Below are 19,614 nucleotides of genomic sequence, written 5' to 3' on the forward strand. Positions count from 1 at the left end.
CCGCCGGCGTACCCCCGGTGGTGCCGGTGGCGACGAGGCCGGCGGCCAGCAGCGGCGGCTGCGGGGTTACTCCGGCCCGGGGCCGGACCCGCGCGACCCGCAACCGCTCGGGGCGGTGCTGAACCGGCTGATGAAGGCGCGCGGCTGGCAGCAGCCGGCGGCCGAGGCGACGGTCTTCGGCGCCTGGGAGCGGGTGGTCGGCGCGGAGGTCGCCCAGCACAGCAGGCCGGTGAAGCTGGAGAACGGCGAGCTGACCGTGGAGGCCCGGTCGACGGCCTGGGCCACCCAGTTGCGTCTGCTCGCCGGCTCGCTGCTCCAGCAGATCGGCCGCGAGGTCGGCCACAACGTCGTCCGCAGGTTGCACATCCACGGACCCGCCGCCCCCTCGTGGTCGAAGGGCCCCCGCCGCGTCCGCGGCCGCGGCCCCCGCGACACCTACGGCTGAGCCGGCGCGCCGGGGCCCGCAGCCGGCCTGGCAGGTCCGTGCCGACGAACCGGGGGCGACGCCGCAGCGCGGGGACGGCTGCCGGTCAGCCCTGACGGCGGGCCTCGCGGGCGGCCCGCTTCCGTTCCCGCTGTTCGCGGCTGTAGCGCTTGCGGTTCTCCAGGTCGCGCTTCCACATCTCGCGGGCCTCGGCCGAGCCGCCCTGCACCGCACCCTGCGTCTCGGCGGGGCCGGCCAGGTACCGGTAGGCCCACGCCCAGAACCGGCCGCCTTCGCCGGGATCCTTCGGCGACTTCCTCTGCTCGCCCATGCTCCGACCTTTCCGTTCCGCCGCCGCCCGACCGGACATCTCCTTGGTGCCCCAATCATTGGTGCACCAACTGTTGGTACGGTAGCACCGAGGACGAGGAGGGTGAACCGGTGAGTGACCACCTCGACGACGGGGATCCGCTGGCCCTGGAACAGCAGGTGTGCTTCGCGCTCTCGGTCGCCGCGCGCGGCGTCGTCGCCGTCTACCGCCCGCTGCTGGAACCCATGGGGCTGACCCATCCGCAGTACCTGGTGATGCTCGCGCTCTGGCAGTACGCGCCGCTGTCCGTGCGCGACCTCAGCCGGCTGCTGCAGCTCGACCCCGGCACACTGTCGCCCCTGCTCAAGCGCTTGGAGGCCACCGGCTACGTGCGTCGGGAGCGCGACCGGGCCGACGAACGGAGCCTGGCGGTCACGCTGACCGCCGCCGGCGAGGCCCTCAGGGCGCGCGCCGAGCAGATCCCGCCCGCGATCGTCGAGCGGCTCGGCCTGCCGATCGACGACCTGCGGCAGCTGCACACCGCGCTCACCCGCGTCATCGCCGCGGCGAACGGCGCCGCCGCTTCCGCGACTCCGCCACCGACGACGGCCTGACCGCCCAGCAGTTCAGCGCCGGTCCGCCTCCACCGGTCGGCAGCCCGGACCGGCGCGCGTCCGGCCGCGCGCGTCCCATCGGCGAGCACGCCACCACCGTGCGCCGACCGCGCGCGTCCCACCGGCCTGCGCGCGACCGGCGTGCGTGCGACCGGCGTGCGGGGGTCAGGCGTCGGCGTAGACGGCGAAGCCCCGGTCGGCGCAGCGGCGGTAGAAGGCCGCTAGCACGCTCAGCTCCGCGCAGGTGAAGTTCCACTGCGGCGGCGCGCCGCTCTCGTCGCGCAGCGCGTCCAGCCGCCCGTCCAGCCAGCGCAGCTGCTGCTCGGCCAGTCGGCCGTCGGCGAGCAGCGACCGCAGCACCTCGCTCACCGACTCGAAGGTCACCGTCTCGCCGTGCGGACGGTGCCCCGCCACGAACCGCTCGATCCCGCCGGCGATCCACGCGCAGCCGTCGGGGTCGATCACCGGGTCCTCGTCCTCGGCTGCGGCGTCTGTGGCGTAAAGCACACCCTCGAGTCCGAGCAGCAGATCCACCAGTTCGGTGTACGCGGTCGCCCGGACGGTGCCGGTCTTGGCGATCAGCTCGGCGAGCGCCGCCGTGGGCGCGGAGATCCGCGGCATGTCGACGATCTCGCCGAAGTCGACGAACTCGGCCGGTTCGACCGGATCGTAGAAGCGGCCGGTGCGCGGCCACCGCACCGCGACGTTGTCCAGCCCCATCTGGTGTCACCTCTCAAGCCCGTGTCGGTTCGATCGGGTCGATCGTCCGGTTCCGGCCGGGAAAGATCAAGGCCGGGGTCGTCGGCGCGGCGGGAGCACTTCCCGGCGCCACCGATTGTCGGCCGGCCGCGCACCCGATCCTCCCCTGGCGTGTAGGGGGAGTCGCAGGAGGCGGGGTTCGTCCGGCCACGGCGGTCTCAGACGCCTCCCGGGGGTGCCGAGTGGTGGTTCTGTCGTCCGCGCACAGTAAGATTGACGCTGAGACGAAGACCCGGTGCGGAGCGACGAGACACGGGCCCGGTGCGGGCCCGCGATCATTGTCCACGTCGGGTCGAGCCGATCGCGATCCGCGGGCGACCGCGGCGCCCGGCGCGTGTGACCCGTACCCCGGAATCGTCCCCGGTGCCGGTCCGCGCGCCGACGTCGCGCCTGTCCGCCGAACCCGCGCCCGACGCGCCAGCAGGCGCGAGACGGCGCGAGAAAGTGGCCGAGCGTGGCAGCGCAGGACAAGCAGGAGTACGGCGCCGAGTCGATCACCGTCCTCGAGGGGCTCGAGGCGGTCCGCAAGCGGCCCGGTATGTACATCGGGTCGACCGGTGAACGCGGTCTGCACCACCTCGTGTGGGAGGTCGTCGACAACGCGGTGGACGAGGCGCTGGCCGGCCACTGCGACACCATCGACGTGGTGCTGCTCGCCGACGGCGGTGTCCAGGTCACCGACAACGGCCGGGGCTTCCCGGTCGACCTGCACCCGAAGCTCAAGAAGCCGGGTGTCGAGGTGGCGCTGACGGTGCTGCACGCGGGCGGCAAGTTCGACGGCAAGGCGTACGCGGTCTCCGGCGGCCTGCACGGCGTCGGCGTCTCCGTGGTGAACGCGCTCTCCACCCGGATGGCCGTGGAGATCCACAAGTCCGGCTTCGTGTGGCGGCAGCAGTACAACAACTCCAAGCCCGGCCCGCTGGACAAGGGCGAGACCACCGACCGCACCGGCTCGGCGGTCTCCTTCTGGCCCGACCCCGACGTCTTCGAGACCGTCGACTTCGACTTCCAGACCATCTACCGGCGCCTGCAGGAGATGGCCTTCCTCAACCGTGCTCTCCGCATCCACCTGCTCGACGAGCGGGTGGCCGAGGAGGAGAACGGCCGGCAGCGTGAGGTGACCTTCCTCTACGAGGGCGGTATCGCCGACTTCGTCCGGCACCTGAACGCCTCGAAGAACCCGATCCACAAGACGGTGGTCGAGTTCGCCGCCGAGGAGGAGGGCATGTCGGTCGAGATCGCCATGCAGTGGAACGAGTCGTACGGCGAGTCGGTCTACACCTTCGCGAACACGATCAACACGCACGAGGGCGGCACCCACGAGGAGGGCTTCCGGTCCGCGCTGACCAGCGTGGTCAACCGGTACGGCACCGACAAGAAGCTGCTCAAGGGTGACGAGAAGCTCTCCGGCGAGGACATCCGGGAGGGGCTCGCGGCGATCATCTCGGTCAAGCTGGCCAACCCGCAGTTCGAGGGGCAGACCAAGACCAAGCTGGGCAACACGCCGGTGAAGAGCTTCGTGCAGCGGGTCTGCAACGAGTGGCTGGTCGACTGGTTCGACCGCAACCCGGCCGAGGCCAAGATGATCATCACCAAGGCGTCCCAGGCCGCCCGGGCCCGGATCGCCGCCCAGCAGGCGCGCAAGCTGGCCCGGCGCAAGTCGCTGCTGGAGTCCGGCTCGATGCCCGGCAAGCTGGCCGACTGCCAGTCCACCGACCCGCGCGAGTCCGAGGTCTTCATCGTCGAGGGCGACTCCGCCGGCGGCTCGGCCAAGCAGGGGCGTGACCCGCGTACCCAGGCGATCCTGCCGATCCGCGGCAAGATCCTCAACGTGGAGAAGGCCCGGATCGACCGGGTCCTGAAGAACAACGAGGTCCAGGCGCTGATCACCGCGCTGGGCACCGGCATCCACGACGACTTCGACATGGAGAAGCTGCGGTACCACAAGGTGGTGCTGATGGCCGACGCCGACGTCGACGGCCAGCACATCCAGACGCTGCTGCTCACGCTCCTCTTCCGCTTCATGCGTCCGTTGGTCGAGTTGGGGCACGTCTACCTGGCCGCCCCGCCGCTCTACAAGATCAAGTGGAACAAGAAGGGCGACGACGCCCAGTACGCGTACTCGGACCGGGAGCGCGACGGGCTGATCGCGCTGCGCCAGCAGAAGAAGGCGAACGCGAAGCCGGACGACATCCAGCGGTTCAAGGGCCTCGGTGAGATGAACTACCCCGAGCTGTGGGAAACCACCATGAACCCGGCGACGCGTACGCTGCGCCAGGTCACGCTCGACGACGCGGCAACCGCCGACGAGTTGTTCAGCGTGCTGATGGGTGAGGACGTCGAGGCGCGCCGCTCGTTCATCCAGCGCAACGCCAAGGACGTCCGCTTCCTGGACATCTGACGGACTCGGCGGGCCGCCCGGTCATCCACCGGCCGGCCCGCCGATCCACAGGGTTATCCACAGCATCGCCGGTTTCCACAGCCGTTATCCACAGCACGAAAACGACTCTGAGTCTGATAAGGGTTAACAGTGACGGATATCCCCGAGTCCACACCGAACGAGCCTGAGGTTCCCGAGACCGTCGGCGCCGTCGTCGCACACGACCGCATCGAACCGGTCGGGCTCGAGGTGGAGATGCAGCGCTCCTACCTCGACTACGCCATGAGCGTCATCGTCGGGCGGGCGCTGCCGGACGTCCGGGACGGGCTCAAGCCGGTCCACCGCAAGATCCTGTACGCCATGTTCGACTCCGGCTACCGCCCGGACCGCGGCTACGTGAAGTGCTCCCGCGTCGTTGGCGACGTGATGGGCCAGTTCCACCCGCACGGCGACTCCGCGATCTACGACGCGCTGGTCCGGATGGCGCAGCCCTGGTCGCTGCGCTACCCGCTGGTCGACGGCAACGGCAACTTCGGCTCGCCGGGCAACGACCCGGCCGCCGCCATGCGGTACACCGAGTGCAAGCTCGACCCGCTGGCGATGGAGATGCTGCGGGACATCGACGAGGACACCGTCGACCTCCAGGACAACTACGACGGCCGGGCCAAGGAGCCCACCATCCTGCCGTCCCGCATCCCCAACCTGCTGATCAACGGCTCCGAGGGCATCGCGGTCGGCATGGCCACCAAGATCCCTCCGCACAACCTGCGGGAGATCGGCGCGGCGGTGCAGTGGTGCCTGGAGCACCCGGAGGAGGACGAGGCCACCACCCTCGACGCGCTGCTGGAGATCGTCAAGGGTCCGGACTTCCCGACCCACGGTCTGATCGTCGGCACCCAGGCGATCCAGGACGCGTACCGCACCGGCCGCGGGTCGATCCGGATGCGGGCCGTGGTGGAGGTCGAGGAGGACAAGCGGGGTCGCCCCTGCCTGGTCGTCAGCGAGCTGCCCTACCAGGTCAACCCGGACAACCTCGCCGAGCGGATCGCGGAGCTGATCAAGGAGGGCAAGCTCGCCGGGATCGCCGACATCCGCGACGAGTCCTCCGGGCGTACCGGCATGCGGATCGTGCTCGTGCTGAAGCGCGACGCGGTCGCCAAGGTGGTGCTGAACAACCTCTACAAGCACACCCAGCTCCAGGAGACCTTCGGCGCCAACATGCTGGCGCTGGTCGACGGCGTGCCGCGCACGCTGAACCTGGCCCAGTTCATCCGCTACTACGTCGAGCACCAGATCGAGGTGATCCGCCGGCGGACCGCGTTCCGGCTGCGCAAGGCGGAGGAGCGGGCGCACATCCTGCGCGGTCTGGCCAAGGCGCTGGACGCGCTCGACGAGGTGATCGCCCTGATCCGGCGCTCGCCCACCGTCGAGGACGCCCGGCAGGGCCTGATTCGGCTGCTGGAGATCGACGAGATCCAGGCGACCGCGATCCTGGACATGCAGCTGCGCCGGCTCGCCGCGCTGGAGCGGCAGCGGATCATCGACGACCTCACCAAGCTCGAAATCGAGATCGCGGACCTCAAGGACATCCTCGCCAAGCCGGAACGGCAGCGCCGGATCGTCTCCGAGGAGCTCGGCGAGATCATCGCGAAGTGGGGCGACGAGCGGCGGACGAAGATCGTGCCGTTCGACGGCGAGGTCTCCATGGAGGACCTCATCGCCCGCGAGGACGTGGTCGTCACCATCACCCGCACCGGCTACGCCAAGCGCACCAAGGTCGACCTCTACCGGTCCCAGCGGCGCGGCGGCAAGGGCGTCAGCGGCGCCACGCTGCGGCAGGACGACATTGTCAGCCACTTCTTCGTATGCTCCACCCACGACTGGATGTTGTTCTTCACGAACAAGGGCCGGGTCTACCGGGCCAAGGCGTACGAGTTGCCGGAGGCCAGTAGGGTGGCCAAGGGCCAGCACGTGGCCAATCTGCTCGCGTTCCAGCCCGATGAGCAGATCGCGCAGATCATCGAAATCCCGAACTACCAGGTGGCTCCCTACCTGGTACTGGCCACGAAGAACGGCCTGGTGAAGAAGACGCGGCTCGAGGAGTTCGACTCCCCCCGTTCCGGCGGCATCATCGCGATCAATCTGCGCGATGAGGACGAGCTGGTCGGTGCTGCCCTGGTCGCGCCGCACGACGACCTGCTGCTGGTCTCCAAGAAGGCGCAGGCGATCCGGTTCAACGCCACGGACGAGGCGCTGCGGCCGATGGGCCGGGCCACCTCGGGCGTGATCGGCATGCGCTTCACCGACGACGACGTCCTGCTGGCCATGGAGGTGGTCCGGGAGGGACTGGACGTCCTGGTGGCGACGAACGGGGGGTACGCGAAACGTACCCCGATCGAGGAATACCCGGTCCAGGGCCGGGGAGGTAAGGGCGTGCTGACTGCGAAGATCACCGAGCGACGCGGTGGTCTGGTCGGTGCAGTGGTGATCGACCCGGACGACGAGCTCTTCGCGATCACCAGCAACGGTGGTGTCATCCGGACTCCGGTGAAGCCTGTACGCCGTACGCGTGACCGGAACACAATGGGGGTCAAGCTGATGGACCTCCCGGACGGCGTGACTATCGTGGCGATTGCTCGCAATGCCGACGAGCCTGACGAACAGGACTAGTTGAATGACGGAGACACAGGCGAAGTCGGGGAACACGGGGACCTCGGCCAACCCGGTCGACGAGGAGGCCGCGACGAGCGGCACACCAGCGACCGGCCGCGCGGCCGTGGGCCGGGCCACCGTCCCCGCCGACGCGCCTGCCCCGAAATTCACCCGGGCTCCCGGCATGACACCGCCGCCGGACAAGCCCTCCGAGGAGTCGGAGGCCGTGGACAAGACCGAGGCGGTGAAGGTGGACGCTCCCACCTCCACCTCCAGCGGCCCGGCGGCCGCGGCGGCGGCCCGGCCGTCCACCACCCAGCCGATCACCGCCCGGGCCGGCCAGGCGTCGTCCCCCGGCGCCACCGGCACCCAGCCGCGGGTGACCGGCAACACGGGCACCCAGGCCCGGGTCACCGGCACCGCGAAGCCACAGTCGGACGGCGCCCGTCCGGCCAACGGGGGCGGTCTGCCACCGGGCATCAGCGGTGCGGCGGCCGTCGGGGCCGCACGGGTGGGTGACGCGGTACGCGCCGCGCGTACGTCGGTCAGTTCGGCCGCGTCGCGTGGGCCCCGCCGGGCCCGGCTGAACCTCAAGCGCATCGACCCGTGGTCGGTGATGAAGTTCGCCTTCGCGGTCTCGGTGGTGCTCTTCATCGTCGTGGTGGTCGCCACCTCGGTGCTCTACCTGGCCCTCGACGCGATGGGCGTGTTCACCAGCGTCAACGACAGCCTGACCGACCTGGTCAGCGCCGGCGGCGGGCAGAGCACCAGCGGCTTCCAGATCACCGCCAAGGGCGTGATCCTCAGCTCGGCGCTGATCGGTCTGGTCAACGTCGTGCTGTTCACGGCGCTGGCCACCCTCGGCGCGTTCGTCTACAACGTCTGCGCCGACCTGGTCGGCGGCATCGAGTTGACCCTCGCCGAGCGCGACTGAACCATCCGGACGCCGGGGCACGCTGCTGCGGGCCCCGGCGTCCGCGCACCTCCCGCCGCCATGCGGTCGATTCGGCCTCGGGGCAGGTGGCGCGACCGGTCCCGCCACCCCTCAAAGGCGAGTCGATCATGCGGCGCGGGCCGATCGGCGGGGGCTAAATCGCCTGGGCGCGGCCGGAGGCGCTCGGGTAGGTTCAGGGGGCGAGAACGGCCGGCCCACCGGCCCGACCCCGATTTGGGACCGGGCGGACGGATGGGTTAACCTTGCTCGTCGCTACGCGGGGCTATAGCTCAGTCGGTTAGAGCGCAGAGCTGATAACTCTGAGGTCGCTGGTTCGATTCCAGCTAGCCCCACCGCACACCGTCCGACGGTAGTCGAGCGCGAGGGGTCGCCCCATGTTGAAGAAGCTGCTGATTCTCGTCGGCGTCGTCGGCGTGGCTGCCGTGGTGGCCAAGAAGGTCAAGGCTTCCAACGACGAGCGTGCCCTGTGGCACGAGGCCACCACCGCGCCCGACCTGCGCTGATCTCGCTGGTAACTGCCGGCACCGGCGGCGCCGTCCGCCCGGGGGCCCTAGCTCAACTGGCAGAGCACTGCCTTTGCAAGGCAGGGGTTAGGGGTTCGAGTCCCCTGGGCTCCACCAGCACTTTCCTTGGTTGATCTCGGGTCCGAGTACAGCCATCTGTACAGCCAAGCGGTCACGCCGTCCCCTCCTCGCCCAGCACGCGATCGATGGCCGAGGCAGCTTGACGAGCCCGTGCTGGCAGGACATGCCCGTAGGTGTCGGCCGTCATCCGGATCGTGGAGTGCCCGAGCAGCTCCATCACCGTCCGCAGATCCTCGCCCTGGTCGAGCAGGAACGTGGCGAAGGCGTGCCGCAGGTCGTGCAGGTGCAGCCAGTCCAGGTCGGCCGCCGCGCGGAGCTGCTCGAAGCGCCGGTTGACGTTGCGCGGCTCCATTGGCGTGCCGATCGTGCTGGCGAAGACCAGGCCCAGATCCGACCACACCTCCCCGGGATGGGGGCGGACCGGCGGCCAGCATTGATACCTTCCCGCCAGGAGGAAGGACCATGTCCGTGCAGGAGCCACCGGAGGCAGTTACAGAGGAAGCGCTGGCGATGCTCTTGCACCTGGCGTTCATCGAGATCCGCTCCCAGACATCGCCCCTGACCGAAGACCAGTCACCAGAAGCACTGGCCAAGCGGCGTGACCGGATAAACGAACTCGCTGACCTCTGCCACAACTTGCCCGGATACCTCGCACCCGAACGGCGGCACCGGGCTGCCGAAGGGTTGCGATACGTGTGGCGGATTTCGTCAGGACGCAAACGTAACTGGCTCCGGACCCGCCTAGACCACCTCGGCTACGACTTTGGCTGGCTAGAAGCCCTCGACTTCGAGGAGCCCGCCGAAGGCCTCCATGGGCCATCCGTGGGCCAGTAACCGTGGTGCACAGCGGGCACGAGCGGGCACGAGCGGGCACGAGACGCAACCGGGCAGACCGCTGGTCGCAGGCGTTTCGGGCATCACGACCGGTTCTGCGCGCTCTTCTGAACTGAAGCTCAGTCGGAGACACCGACTATTGGTGGTCGAGGCAGCCGTCACCGTCGAAGTGGACGAATCGCAGCTCACGAGCAAGCGCGTTGATACAGCCAAGCCCGCAGACATGTAGGGATGAGGAGCGGCAGCGGCCGACAGGTCGGCAGGCCAGAGGCAGTAGTCGACACCGGCAGACAACCGTCTTGATCTTTGCAGGCAGGGGTTAGGGGTTCGAGTCCCCTGGGCTCCACCACACCACCCGCCCGGTCACAGGCTGCCCTCGTCCTCGATCGGCTCTCCCGGGGATTGAAAATCGCCTTTGGTTGTCAGCAGATCGTCAGCGGAGCTGCCAAAGACCCTGCGCACCGACTCGTGAAAGTCCGCCGGAGTGTGCCTGTAGCGGTTGAGCGTGGTTGACGCCTGCTCGTGGCCCATCACCTGCGGAGTCAGGTTCTCTTCGGTCGGGCGGTGGCTGGCGATGGGGCTTCTGGTGGTCGACCCCGGGCATGTCGGGTGTCGGCCAGGGCCATGCCGAGGAGTACTGCGAGGGCGCCTGTCGCCGCGATCAACGGTGTGGTGAAGGCCAGCGGGAGTGCCACGGCGGCCAAGGTTGCGATGCCGATGAGCCTGCGCCGGGAGAGCCGGTTGAAGACGACGCGTTCCAATCCGATCCGGCCGACGATATAGACGGCCGGCCCGCCGAGGGTCGCGGCCAGCCAGGCTGGGCGCACATGGTCGTCCGGGTTGGTTACGACGATTTCGTAGCCGGCCGCCACGAGCACGATGCCCAGGACCATCAGCACGTGGGCGCGTCCGGTGTTCTGGCCGGCTCTGACCTGGTCTCCGGCTAAATCAACGGCTTCGGGGAGCACCTGCCCCACGCGGTAGTAGTAGATCCGCCACAGGAGCACTGTGGTGATGAAGCCGACCACCAGAGCCAGCGTCGTGGCCAGCGACACCGGCGTATCGGTGTAGGTGATGCCCAGCGCCAGCACGCTCTCGCCGAGCGCGATCAGCAGAAGTTGCTCGTACCGGTCGGCAAGGTGATGGGTCTTGGTGGGTTCCCAGGCGCTGTCCGATTGCCGGCTGAGGCCGGGCACGGGCCAGGAGAAGCGGGCCGACACGAGGTCGATCGTGATGGCCAGCGCCCACAGGCCTACCCGGGCCCAGTCCTCGACCAGGGTGCCTGCCAGCCATGGCACGGCCGATACGGTGAACCAGATCGCCGACCGGGCGTAGAGGCCTTGTTGCGCACGATCCCGTACGAGCCCGATGAGGAGCACCGGTCGTCCCACCTGGAGGACCACGTACGGTACGGCAAACGCCCAGCCGCGCTCAAAGAACGCGTACGGCAAAGACGACGCCATAAACAGCACGCCGAATGCGGTGAGCAGCACCATCACCTGGACGGATGGCTGTCGCGGGTCGAAGCGGCTCGTGATGTGGGAGGTGGTCGTCCACAGCCACATGATCGGCAGGACCAGCACGAGGACATACAGCAGCCCCGCCCACCGCCGGGCGGCGGTATCGGCGGCCAGGTCCCGCACGACCCGCGAGACGACTCCCGACAAGGCAAAGACCAACACCAGATCGAAGAACAACTCCAGGAAATTGGCCCGGCGATTATCTCCTGCGGTACTCACCACTTTCTGGCCGGGCGGTTCCTGATTCCGCCGTCCACGTCCGGCCCGTCGGCCGCCGGCCCCACCCTCGATCACCTACTCAGTCTTCAGCTCGACAGCTCCGAACACGGCGAAAAGAGCAAACCCCGGCTCTTGATCGAGAGGCTGTGGCTCTCCGTCCCGAGGAAGACCGCTAGGTAGGCCCACCGACTGCTCGCACAGCTCGTTTCCGTCGTTTCGGTACGTCTTCAAGGCGGCCCTGTGCGGGCCGCACGCGCCGCCGCCTGGGCGTGCGCCGGCCGCTGCCGCTGTCGCTCTGCGGCCGTCACGCCTGACGCCCGGCGGCTGGCGGCTGGCGCGGAGAGTGCGCGCATGATCCACGGCGGCGGCTGGTTGCTGCGATAGGGCTTCGTGCAGGGACCGGTATGGAGACCGTCGCCAGGTCCCGTGGACAGACCGCCCCCAGGCCCAGTGGACAGGACACCCCCAGGTCCAGTTGAAAGACCCCCACCCGGGCCAGTGGACAACCGGTCCGGCCCCCCACTTTTCCGGTCCGCTGGCGTCGATCGACGGCCGGTGGCCTGCGGCGGCAACCGCCGCCGCCGACGGAGGGATGGTTGCCCCGGTAAGCGGGTAAGCGCGCGCGGTCAGACGGGGCAACGCGCGCGGTCAGACCGGGGCAATCGGGGCCAGCCGGCCCGGGAGCGGGGGAGCGTGACATGGGCGAGACGGCATCGGGCCAGCAGGGCCAGGAGCAGGGCCAGCAGGGCGAGAAGCAGGGCGAGCAGGGTCGGCCGGGCGAGGAGCAGGGCCAGCAGGGCCGGCAGGGCGAGCAGCAGGGCCAGGAGCAGGGCCAGGAGCAGGGCCAGCAGGGCGAGAAGCAGGGCGAGCAGGGTCGGCCGGGCGAGGAGCAGGGCCAGCAGGGCCGGCAGGGCGAGCAGCGGGGCCGGGAGGGCGAGGAGCAGGGCCGGCAGGGCGAGCGGATCATCGAGGATGACCGGCGCACCGTGCATGTGCGGCACGGTGACTGGGAGCCGCGCGAAGGGGAGCGCCAGCCGGTTGGGCGGGGCGAGCCGGACGTTCTGCTGGACGTGCCGCAGCTGAGGGTCGAGTCGATCCGCCTCGCCGTGGACGAGTTGCGCGCCGATCTTTCCCTCCGGGCCCGGCTGGCGAATTTGGTGCAACTCGACGCCGGGGTCCGGGTGGACTTGAACGGCGTCGAGCTGGACATCACCGAGGTGCGGGCCGAGGTCCTGCTGAAGGTGCGGCTGGAGCGGTTGTTCCAGATCCTGGACCGGGCCCTGGCCACGATCGACCAGAACCCCCAGATCATCGAGTCGCTGGCCCGCACCGCCGGCGCGGCCACCGACGACGTGCATCGGACGGCCCAGCAGGTTACCGGTAGCACGGAGCACCTCGACACCGTGGTGGACCGCCTCGGCCAGCAGATCGGCTCGATCACCGGCAGCGCGGAGTTCCGGGGACCGGGCGCGGTCGCCAAGGGTGGAGCCCAGGGCCAGCAGGCTGGTGGCGCCCAGGGCCAGCAAGGTCAGCGGGGCGGCCAAGGCCAGCAGGGCCAACCGGGTGGCGGCCAGGGCCAGCAGCAGGGCGGCGGCCAGGGCGGGCAGCAGGGCGGCGGCCAGGGCGGGCAGGGGCAGGAGCAAGAGGGCCAACCGGGCGGCGGGCAGGGCCAGCAGCAGGCGGCCGCACCGAGCCCGGAGGACCTGGCCACGCAGGCCGGCGACGCCCTGCGGCAGGCCGGTCGGAGCTTCTGGGAGGCGATCCAGGCCGGCATGAGCCAGCACGGGCGGCAGCGCTGACCGGCGCGAGCTGTGAGCAGCGAAAGCCCCTCACCGAGTTTCCGCAGGTGAGGGGCTTTCTGTAGCCCGGCGAAAGGGTACGTGGCCGCCGGCGGGTTGAACGCCGGGCACCAACAGCTCCGAAGGTTACGGAGAGCCCCGCCGTCAGCATGAAGTCAGCGAAACGCGCGACAACGACAGGCGGTGTCGGCGAGGTGGTCGACGCCGTGGACGGCGATGTTGTCCCAGACCAGCAAGATCAGCGCGCCTTGTCGTCCTGCGGGCCCCTGTCTACTGTGTGGTGATGCTTTCGCGACTGCTGACGGTGACCTTCGATGCGCACGACGTGGCTCGCCTGGCGCAGTTCTGGGCCGGCCTGCTCGGCCGGGAGGTCGTCGAGGACGCCGGTGGTGCGCTCCTGCCTGGCGAGGACGCCCAGCTCAGCCTCCGGTTCGTCCCGAGCCGCGCGGTGAAGGTGGGGCCGAACCGCATACACCTTCACCTGACCAGCGCCAGCCACGCCGACCAGCAGCACACGGTGGCGACGGCGCTGGCACTCGGCGCCAGCCACCTCGACGTCGGGCAGCGCCCCGAGGAGGAGCACGTCGTCCTGGCCGACCCCGAGGGCAACGAGTTCTGCGTGATCGAGCCGGGCAACACCTTCCTCGCCGGGTGCGGCTTGCTCGGGGAGCTCGCCTGCGACGGCACCCGGGAGGTCGGCCTCTTCTGGAGCGAGGCGCTGGGCTGGCCGCTGGTGTGGGACCAGGACCAGGAGACCGCGGTCCAGTCGCCGCACGGCGGCACGAAGATCGCGTGGGGAGGCCCGCCCGTGGCCCCGAAAAAGGTGAGGAACCGGCAGCGCTTCGACCTCGCCCCGGCCGGTGGTGGCCACCAAGCGGAAGTCGATCGGCTGATCTCCCTCGGCGCAACCCGGCTCGAAATCGATGAGGACGGCGCCGTCGTGCTGGCCGATCCCGACGGCAACGAGTTCTGCGTGAAAGGGAACTGACCGACTTCGGGCACGGCTTGTCGACAGGTGACCGCCGGAAAGGCAACGCGGCCCTATTTCGTACGCTCAGGGTGCATATCGCCGGGTTCGACTGGGCGACCAGGGACGTTGATGCACAACTGTCCCGGCTCAGCACCGCACACGGGGCAGGGGCGGTACAACTCGACGGGCCCCGGATCGAGGCCCCTCGCCTGGGCCGCTTGGACGATGTCGTCGGCCGCGTGGTGCAGCTCAGGGTCCCTATGTCGCACGGCAGCCCTGTGGATTCGCTGGAGCGCGTCTCGCGCCAGCTCCCCTGGGTCAGTCATCCAACCGGCCTTCCCGCTCTGCTCGCCGCCACACGCGCCCCCTGTTGAGCTGGGGAAACGCACGGTACGGGCCTGCGTGGAAGTCAAACAGGCCGCTGGCGGCCCGCGACCTCTCCGTCGGCTGTCCCCTCACCCGGCCATCACCCGTTCTCCTCGGCCGGCCACGACCCCTCGCCGCGGGCACGTTAGCGTCGGGGGCGTGAGCATCGGATCCCCACGCGTCCTGCCCGCCGACGGCGGTATCGCCGAGGCCGCCGCCGTCCTGCGCGACGGCGGGCTGGTGGCGTTCCCGACCGAGACCGTCTACGGGCTGGGCGCCAACGCGCTGGACGCGCGGGCGGCGGCCCGGATCTTCGAGGCGAAGGCGCGGCCCAGCTTCGACCCGCTGATCACCCACCTCGCCGAGGCGGCGGAGCTGGAGAAGCTGGTGGGTGTGGTGCCGCCGGCGGTGGCGGCGCTGGCCGCCCGGTTCTGGCCCGGCCCGCTGACGTTGATCGTGGACCGGCCCGCGTCGATCCCGCCGATCGTCACCTCCGGGCTGGAGACCATGGCGGTCCGGGTGCCGGACAACGCGCACGCGCGGGCGTTGATCGCCGAGGCGGGCGTGCCGGTGGCCGCGCCGAGCGCCAACCGGTTCGGCCAGCTCAGCCCGACCCGCGCCGAGCACGTCGTGCGGGGCCTCGGCGCGGCCGTCGACGTGGTGCTCGACGGCGGGCCGACCCGGTGCGGGATCGAGTCGACCATCGTGGACGCCCGGGGGGAACGGCCGGTGGTGCTGCGCCTCGGCGCGCTGCCGGTGGAGGCGCTGGAGGAGGCCGTCGGCCCGGTGACCGTACGCCCGGGCAGCTCCGGGCAGCCGGTCGCGCCCGGCACGCTGGCGGCGCACTACGCCCCGCGTACGCCGCTGCGGTTGGTTCCGGGCGCGGAGCCGGCGCACGCCGACGGGGTCCGGCGCGGGTTCCTGGCCTTCCGGGACCGGCCGGCGGGCGACTGGGCTGCGGTCGAGGTGCTCTCCACCGCCGGCGACCTGACCGAGGCCGCGGCGCGGCTCTTCGACGCGCTGCACCGGCTGGACGGCGCCGGGGTCGCGGAGATCCTGGCCGAGCCGGTGCCGGAGGTCGGCGTCGGCCGCGCGGTCAACGACCGGCTGCGCCGCGCCGCTGCCACCTGGCATCCGGCAGGCTGAGGCCGACGCGGTCGGCCGCGTACATCACCTGGGGTTCGCCGTGCTCGACGAACCGGCCGGTTTCGACCATGCCGAGCCGGTCCAGCAGCCGGCGGGACCGCGCGTTGGCCACCTGGGTCACCGCCACCACGCGGCGCGGCCCGGCGTCGGTGCGGAGAACCGCGGCCAGCACCGCCATGCACGCCTCGTGCGCGTAGCCGCGCCCCCAGTGTTCCGGCAGGAAGGTGTACGACAGCTCGGTGTCGCCGCTGCGGTGGCGGCCGAGGAAGCAGAACCCGACGATGTCGCCCGCCGCCCGCACCGCGCGGGCACCGGTCAGGTCCTCGGTGGTACGCCGGGCGGCCGCCGCCTCGGCCGACAGTGGACCGCCGAGGTGCCGGCGAACGAGCGGGTCGGTCCAGGTGCGTTCCAGCGTCGGCAGGTCCCCCGCCACCGCCGGCGTGATGGTGAGCCGTTCCGTCGTGATCAGCACCCGTCCAGTCTGACCGCCGGCGACCACCGGTGGGACCGCCCGAACGCGGAGTGCATGGCCGACCGGCACGGGGGTAGGAGAACAGGCAACAACCCCCCGAAAGTGAGGTGTCATGCCAATGCCGACCGCACGCGAGATCATGACGAACGACGTGACCTGCATCCGTGAGCAGGACGACCTCAACACGGCCGCCAAGCAGATGGCCCAGCTGGGGGTCGGCTCGCTGCCGATCTGCGGCGAGGACAACCGGCTCAAGGGCATGCTGACCGACCGCGACATCGTGGTGAAGGTGCTCGCCGAGGGCCGCGACCCGGGCAGCGTCACCGCCGGTGAGCTGGCCCAGGGCAAGGCGGTGACCATCGGCGCCGACGACGACGCGGCCGAGATCCTGCGGACCATGAGCCAGTACAAGGTGCGCCGGCTGCCGGTGATCGACGGGCACGAGCTCGTCGGCATCGTGGCCGTCGCCGATGTGGCCCGCAGCCTGCCGGAACGCCCGGTGGGCGACCTCATCGAGGCCATCTCCGAGCGCGCCTGACCGCGCGCGACGACCGATCGCCGCCCTCCGGCCCCCGCCGGGGGGCGGCGATTCGCCGTACGCAGACCCCCTGCGCGCCGACGCGGCCACGGCAGTGGGTGGTCTGGCCGCGTGGCGGGGCGCTGCAGTGGGTGGGTTCAGGGCTCAGGCGGGTGGGGTGAGGGGAACTGTCTCGCCGCGGGCGATGGTCCGCACCGTGCCGGCGAAGCCGCGCCGACGGGCCTCCGCGACGAAGTGACCGAGCGGCGAGCGGAACACCGGGTAGTCGTCGTAGTGGATCGGCACGGTGAGCTTCGGCCGGATCAGCTCCACCAGGTCGCCGCCCTGCCGCGCGTCCATGGTGAGCAGGATCCCGGCGATCTTCGTGCCGCCGAGGTGGATCAGCATGGCGTCGATGTCGGGGTACCGCTCGGGGATCTCGGCGAGCAGCGGCTTGTTCAGCGTGTCCCCGGTGACGTAGAGGCGGAAGTCGCGGGTGCCGTAGCGGTCCAGGTCGATCATCGTGCCCATCACGTCGGGCAGCAGCAGGTCCAGCGCGCCCGGGCCGTGCCTGCCGGGCATCGAGGTGAGTCGCAGCGTCTCGCCGCCACGGCGCAGCTCGTGGGAGCGCCAGGTGGGCAGGCCCTCGGCCGCCCGGAAGCCCCAGCGGCGCAGCTTCCGCTCGGCGGCGGGAGTGGTGACGATCGGCAGCTCCCGGTCCAGCTCCCGGCGGGCCACCCGGTCGAAGTGGTCGCCGTGCAGGTGGGACAGGACCACCGCGTCCAGCGACGGCAGCTGGGCGATCCGCAGCGCCGGGTCGGTACGCCGGCGCGACCACAGCCCCTTGCCCAGGTACGCCGGCTGCCCCCGGTGCAGGAAGTTCGGGTCGGTCAGCAGGGTGAACCCGCCGATCCGCAGCACCGTGGTGGCGGTGCCGATGAACGTGACCTCCGGCTGTGCTGCCAACATGCCCACCTCCACGGGCAGCCGTACCCCCGATGGCGGCGGCCATGCGGATCGGCGGCCGGTCACCGCTCCGGCGGGCCGTCCCCGGCGTCGGGGCCCTCCGGGGCGGACGGCGACGGCGCCGCGCGCCCCGTCTCGTCGGGCCCCTCGGGGGTGGACGGCGACGGCGACGCCGGTCCGGTCTCGTCGGGGCCCTCCGGGGTGGACGGCGACGCCGGGCCGGTCTGCGGCAGCCGCTCCACCAGGCGGCTCAGGGCGCCGTTGGCGAAGGTGGCGCCGAGCGCGGAGCCGGTCGCCATGGTCCAGCCCACCGGCCCGAGCGGGGTGCAGCCGAAGAAGTGGCTGAGCCCGGGCGTCTGCACCACGGTCACGAGCACGCCGAGCGACGCGGCGGTGGAGGCGAGCACCGCCGGGCTGGTGCCGCCGGCCAGCACCGTCTGCCCGAGCTGGGTGCCGACCAGCGAGACCAGCGCGATCGTCCCGGCCCGCCTGCGTCGCCCGGTGTACCGGGCCAACGTCCAGCCGGTGGTCGCGCCCAGCGTGGTGGCGGTGGCGCGCAACCCGATCTCCCGGGTCAGCGTCTGCCCGAGGGAGGTGTCCGGGCCCTCCCGGAGCAGGGCGTCGGCGTGGTCGGCGGCGGGCGGCCGGATCGCGATGGCCAGCGCCGGTGCCAGATCGGTGAGCAGGTTGACCAGGAGCAGTTGCCGCCCGGTGAGCGCCGACCGGCCGGTGACGGCGGCGGTCAGCACGCTGAATGCGATCTCGCCGAGGTTGCCGCCGACCAGGATGCTCAGCGCGTGGCGTACCGACGACCACATCGCCCGCCCCTCGACCAGGGTGGCGATGATGGTCTCCAGCCGGTCGTCGGTGACCACCAGGTCGGCCGCCGCCCGGGCCGCCGGGGTGCCCCGCTGGCCGAGGGCGATCCCGACGTCGGCCAGCCGGATCGCCGGTGCGTCGTTGGCGCCGTCGCCGGTCATCGCGACCGTTCTCCCGCACTTCTGCAACGCCTGGATGATCCGGACCTTGTGCGCCGGGGTGCACCGGGCCACCACGTCGGTGGTGGCCAGCCGTGCGGCGAGCGCGTCGTCGTCGAGCTGGACGAGTTCGGTCGCGGTGACCACCCGCTGGTCGTCGTGGTCTTCGCTGATGGTCGCCGCGATGGCCGCGGCGGTCGCCGGGTGGTCACCGGTGATCATGATGGTGTGCACGCCGGCCTGGCGGATCCGGCGCACCGCCGGGGCGGCGCTCTCGCGTACCCCGTCGGCGAGCGCCAGGAAGCCGACGAAGGTCAGGTCCCGCACCTGCTCGTCCGTCGCGGTGGGCGAGGTGACCCGGCACTCGGCGACGGCGAGGATCCGATGGCCGGCCCCGGCCCGGTCGGCGAGCAGCGCGTGCAGCGCGTCCCGCCCCCCGTCGTCCAGCGGCTCGTCCCCGCCTCCCGGCGTACGCCGGGCGCTGCACCGGGGCAGCACCGTCTCCGGCGCCCCCTTCACGCTGAGCACCAGCCCGTCCCCGCTGCGGCCGATCGTGGCGTGGTAGCCGCGGGACGGCTCGAACGGCAGGCCGCCCACCGGCTCCCAGCCCGCCGCGCCGGTCTGCTCGACCACCCCGGCGCTCCGGGCGCCCCGCCGGACCGCCCGGTCGGTCTGCTGCGGCAACTCCTCGGGCTCGGCCGCCGCCGGGGTGGCCCGCAGGGCGGCGGCGAGAGCCAGGCGCAGCCCGTCGTCGAGTCGGTCGACGGGGGCGTACCGGCCGTCGTCGCCGACGCCGGTGAGCTTCAGCTGCCCTTCGGTGAGGGTGCCCGTCTTGTCGAAGCAGAGCACGTCGACCCGGCCGAGCGCCTCGATGGTGCGCGGATTGCGGACCAGCGCGCCGTATTCGGCCAGCCGCCGGGCGGCGGCCAGCTGGGCGGCGCTGACCAGGAACGGCAGCCCCTCCGGCACGGAGGCGACGGCCAGGTTCGAGGCGGTCGCAGCCGTTTCCGCCAGCGGTACGCCCCGGAGCAGCCCGGCGCCGGCCACCGCCACGGCCGAGCCGGCGGCCAGCGGGATCGCCGCGCGGGTCAACCGGCCCAGCCGGGCCTCCACCCCGCTGGCCGGCGGCGCCTGCCGGGCCAGCGCCAGG

General features: G+C 71.3%; 20 protein-coding genes and 2 tRNA genes. 13 read left to right on the top strand and 9 right to left on the bottom strand.

Going from position 1 to position 19,614, the window contains the following annotated elements; all coding sequences use genetic code 11:
* Positions 1-445, top strand: a 445-nt coding sequence (locus NCC78_RS12980) for a DciA family protein (protein WP_250794742.1), incomplete at its 5' end; no start/stop codon positions are given.
* A gap of 85 nt (positions 446-530) precedes the next feature.
* Here NCC78_RS12980 and NCC78_RS12985 read toward each other — a convergent pair.
* Positions 531-755, bottom strand: a complete 225-nt coding sequence (locus tag NCC78_RS12985) for a hypothetical protein (protein ID WP_250794745.1) — start codon at positions 753-755, stop codon at positions 531-533.
* Positions 756-865: 110 nt separating this feature from the next.
* On the opposite strand from NCC78_RS12985, the gene NCC78_RS12990 reads away from it, so the two are divergent.
* Positions 866-1,348 (top strand): MarR family winged helix-turn-helix transcriptional regulator, encoded by a 483-nt coding sequence (locus tag NCC78_RS12990; protein WP_250794747.1) that lies wholly within the window; start codon positions 866-868, stop codon positions 1,346-1,348.
* 165 nt (positions 1,349-1,513) lie between these two features.
* Here the strand turns inward: NCC78_RS12990 and NCC78_RS12995 are convergent, their stop codons facing one another.
* Positions 1,514-2,068: a hypothetical protein gene (locus tag NCC78_RS12995; RefSeq protein WP_250794751.1), complete on the bottom strand. Its 555-nt coding sequence runs from the start codon at positions 2,066-2,068 to the stop codon at positions 1,514-1,516.
* A gap of 493 nt (positions 2,069-2,561) precedes the next feature.
* On the opposite strand from NCC78_RS12995, the gene gyrB reads away from it, so the two are divergent.
* From gyrB to NCC78_RS13025, 6 genes are all read left to right on the top strand, one after another.
* Positions 2,562-4,508: a DNA topoisomerase (ATP-hydrolyzing) subunit B gene (gyrB, locus tag NCC78_RS13000; protein WP_250794753.1), complete on the top strand. Its 1,947-nt coding sequence runs from the start codon at positions 2,562-2,564 to the stop codon at positions 4,506-4,508.
* Positions 4,509-4,637: 129 nt separating this feature from the next.
* Entirely contained in the window at positions 4,638-7,157 is a 2,520-nt protein-coding gene (gene gyrA / locus NCC78_RS13005) for a DNA gyrase subunit A (RefSeq protein WP_250794755.1), read from the top strand.
* 4 nt (positions 7,158-7,161) lie between these two features.
* Positions 7,162-8,073, top strand: a complete 912-nt coding sequence (locus tag NCC78_RS13010; protein WP_250794757.1) for a DUF3566 domain-containing protein — start codon at positions 7,162-7,164, stop codon at positions 8,071-8,073.
* 279 nt (positions 8,074-8,352) lie between these two features.
* Positions 8,353-8,426, top strand: a tRNA-Ile gene (locus NCC78_RS13015).
* A 42-nt stretch (positions 8,427-8,468) separates the two neighbouring features.
* Positions 8,469-8,597 (top strand): DLW-39 family protein, encoded by a 129-nt coding sequence (locus NCC78_RS13020; RefSeq protein WP_250794759.1) that lies wholly within the window; start codon positions 8,469-8,471, stop codon positions 8,595-8,597.
* A gap of 41 nt (positions 8,598-8,638) precedes the next feature.
* Positions 8,639-8,714 (top strand) — tRNA-Ala (locus tag NCC78_RS13025).
* 55 nt (positions 8,715-8,769) lie between these two features.
* Here NCC78_RS13025 and NCC78_RS13030 read toward each other — a convergent pair.
* Entirely contained in the window at positions 8,770-9,078 is a 309-nt protein-coding gene (locus NCC78_RS13030; RefSeq protein ID WP_250794761.1) for a tyrosine-type recombinase/integrase, read from the bottom strand.
* 62 nt (positions 9,079-9,140) lie between these two features.
* On the opposite strand from NCC78_RS13030, the gene NCC78_RS13035 reads away from it, so the two are divergent.
* Positions 9,141-9,512 (top strand): hypothetical protein, encoded by a 372-nt coding sequence (locus NCC78_RS13035; RefSeq protein WP_250794763.1) that lies wholly within the window; start codon positions 9,141-9,143, stop codon positions 9,510-9,512.
* A 363-nt stretch (positions 9,513-9,875) separates the two neighbouring features.
* On the opposite strand, the gene NCC78_RS13040 is transcribed toward NCC78_RS13035, so the two are convergent.
* Complete coding sequence (locus NCC78_RS13040; protein WP_250794765.1) at positions 9,876-10,046, bottom strand: hypothetical protein; 171 nt, start codon at positions 10,044-10,046, stop codon at positions 9,876-9,878.
* Between the two features lie 8 nt (positions 10,047-10,054).
* Complete coding sequence (locus tag NCC78_RS13045) at positions 10,055-11,326, bottom strand: low temperature requirement protein A (protein ID WP_250794767.1); 1,272 nt, start codon at positions 11,324-11,326, stop codon at positions 10,055-10,057.
* 623 nt (positions 11,327-11,949) lie between these two features.
* On the opposite strand from NCC78_RS13045, the gene NCC78_RS13050 reads away from it, so the two are divergent.
* Together NCC78_RS13050 and NCC78_RS13055 are read left to right on the top strand one after the other, a co-directional pair.
* Positions 11,950-13,050 carry a hypothetical protein gene (locus NCC78_RS13050; RefSeq protein WP_250794768.1) on the top strand — a complete coding sequence of 367 codons (1,101 nt, stop codon included), beginning with the start codon at positions 11,950-11,952 and terminating at the stop codon, positions 13,048-13,050.
* A 283-nt stretch (positions 13,051-13,333) separates the two neighbouring features.
* Complete coding sequence (locus NCC78_RS13055) at positions 13,334-14,038, top strand: VOC family protein (RefSeq protein ID WP_250794769.1); 705 nt, start codon at positions 13,334-13,336, stop codon at positions 14,036-14,038.
* A gap of 53 nt (positions 14,039-14,091) precedes the next feature.
* Here NCC78_RS13055 and NCC78_RS32700 read toward each other — a convergent pair whose 3' ends face one another.
* Entirely contained in the window at positions 14,092-14,346 is a 255-nt protein-coding gene (locus NCC78_RS32700; RefSeq protein ID WP_443677201.1) for a zinc finger domain-containing protein, read from the bottom strand.
* 223 nt (positions 14,347-14,569) lie between these two features.
* Here NCC78_RS32700 and NCC78_RS13060 point away from each other — a divergent pair, with 223 nt between their 5' ends.
* On the top strand, positions 14,570-15,532 hold the full coding sequence (locus NCC78_RS13060) for an L-threonylcarbamoyladenylate synthase (protein ID WP_250794778.1): 963 nt from the start codon (positions 14,570-14,572) through the stop codon (positions 15,530-15,532).
* Here the strand turns inward: NCC78_RS13060 and NCC78_RS13065 are convergent.
* Positions 15,483-16,004 carry a GNAT family N-acetyltransferase gene (locus NCC78_RS13065; RefSeq protein WP_250794771.1) on the bottom strand — a complete coding sequence of 174 codons (522 nt, stop codon included), beginning with the start codon at positions 16,002-16,004 and terminating at the stop codon, positions 15,483-15,485. The genes NCC78_RS13060 and NCC78_RS13065 overlap by 50 nt on opposite strands.
* Positions 16,005-16,122: 118 nt before the next feature.
* On the opposite strand from NCC78_RS13065, the gene NCC78_RS13070 reads away from it, so the two are divergent.
* A complete protein-coding gene (locus NCC78_RS13070; protein WP_250794773.1) occupies positions 16,123-16,542 on the top strand; it encodes a CBS domain-containing protein in 420 nt (139 codons plus the stop codon).
* A 144-nt stretch (positions 16,543-16,686) separates the two neighbouring features.
* Here the strand turns inward: NCC78_RS13070 and NCC78_RS13075 are convergent, their stop codons facing one another.
* Together NCC78_RS13075 and NCC78_RS13080 are read right to left on the bottom strand one after the other, a co-directional pair.
* Positions 16,687-17,490: an MBL fold metallo-hydrolase gene (locus NCC78_RS13075; RefSeq protein WP_250794775.1), complete on the bottom strand. Its 804-nt coding sequence runs from the start codon at positions 17,488-17,490 to the stop codon at positions 16,687-16,689.
* Between the two features lie 59 nt (positions 17,491-17,549).
* The coding region (locus tag NCC78_RS13080; protein WP_250794777.1) for an HAD-IC family P-type ATPase at positions 17,550-19,614 on the bottom strand (2,065 nt) is incomplete at its 5' end.

Origin of the sequence: Micromonospora phytophila (genome assembly GCF_023656545.1) — a bacterium.
Lineage (GTDB): Bacteria > Actinomycetota > Actinomycetes > Mycobacteriales > Micromonosporaceae > Micromonospora > Micromonospora phytophila.

Bases quoted from the DNA above. Each gene is read 5' to 3' on its own strand.
- NCC78_RS12985 (WP_250794745.1), bottom strand. From the start codon at position 755: ATGGGCGAGCAGAGGAAGTCGCCGAAGGATCCCGGCGAAGGCGGCCGG.
- NCC78_RS12995 (WP_250794751.1), bottom strand. From the start codon at position 2,068: ATGGGGCTGGACAACGTCGCGGTGCGGTGGCCGCGCACCGGCCGCTTC.
- NCC78_RS13010 (WP_250794757.1), top strand. From the start codon at position 7,162: ATGACGGAGACACAGGCGAAGTCGGGGAACACGGGGACCTCGGCCAAC.
- NCC78_RS13020 (WP_250794759.1), top strand. From the start codon at position 8,469: ATGTTGAAGAAGCTGCTGATTCTCGTCGGCGTCGTCGGCGTGGCTGCC.
- NCC78_RS13035 (WP_250794763.1), top strand. From the start codon at position 9,141: ATGTCCGTGCAGGAGCCACCGGAGGCAGTTACAGAGGAAGCGCTGGCG.
- NCC78_RS13050 (WP_250794768.1), top strand. From the start codon at position 11,950: ATGGGCGAGACGGCATCGGGCCAGCAGGGCCAGGAGCAGGGCCAGCAG.
- NCC78_RS13055 (WP_250794769.1), top strand. From the start codon at position 13,334: ATGCTTTCGCGACTGCTGACGGTGACCTTCGATGCGCACGACGTGGCT.
- NCC78_RS32700 (WP_443677201.1), bottom strand. From the start codon at position 14,346: ATGACTGACCCAGGGGAGCTGGCGCGAGACGCGCTCCAGCGAATCCAC.
- NCC78_RS13070 (WP_250794773.1), top strand. From the start codon at position 16,123: ATGCCGACCGCACGCGAGATCATGACGAACGACGTGACCTGCATCCGT.
- NCC78_RS13075 (WP_250794775.1), bottom strand. From the start codon at position 17,490: ATGTTGGCAGCACAGCCGGAGGTCACGTTCATCGGCACCGCCACCACG.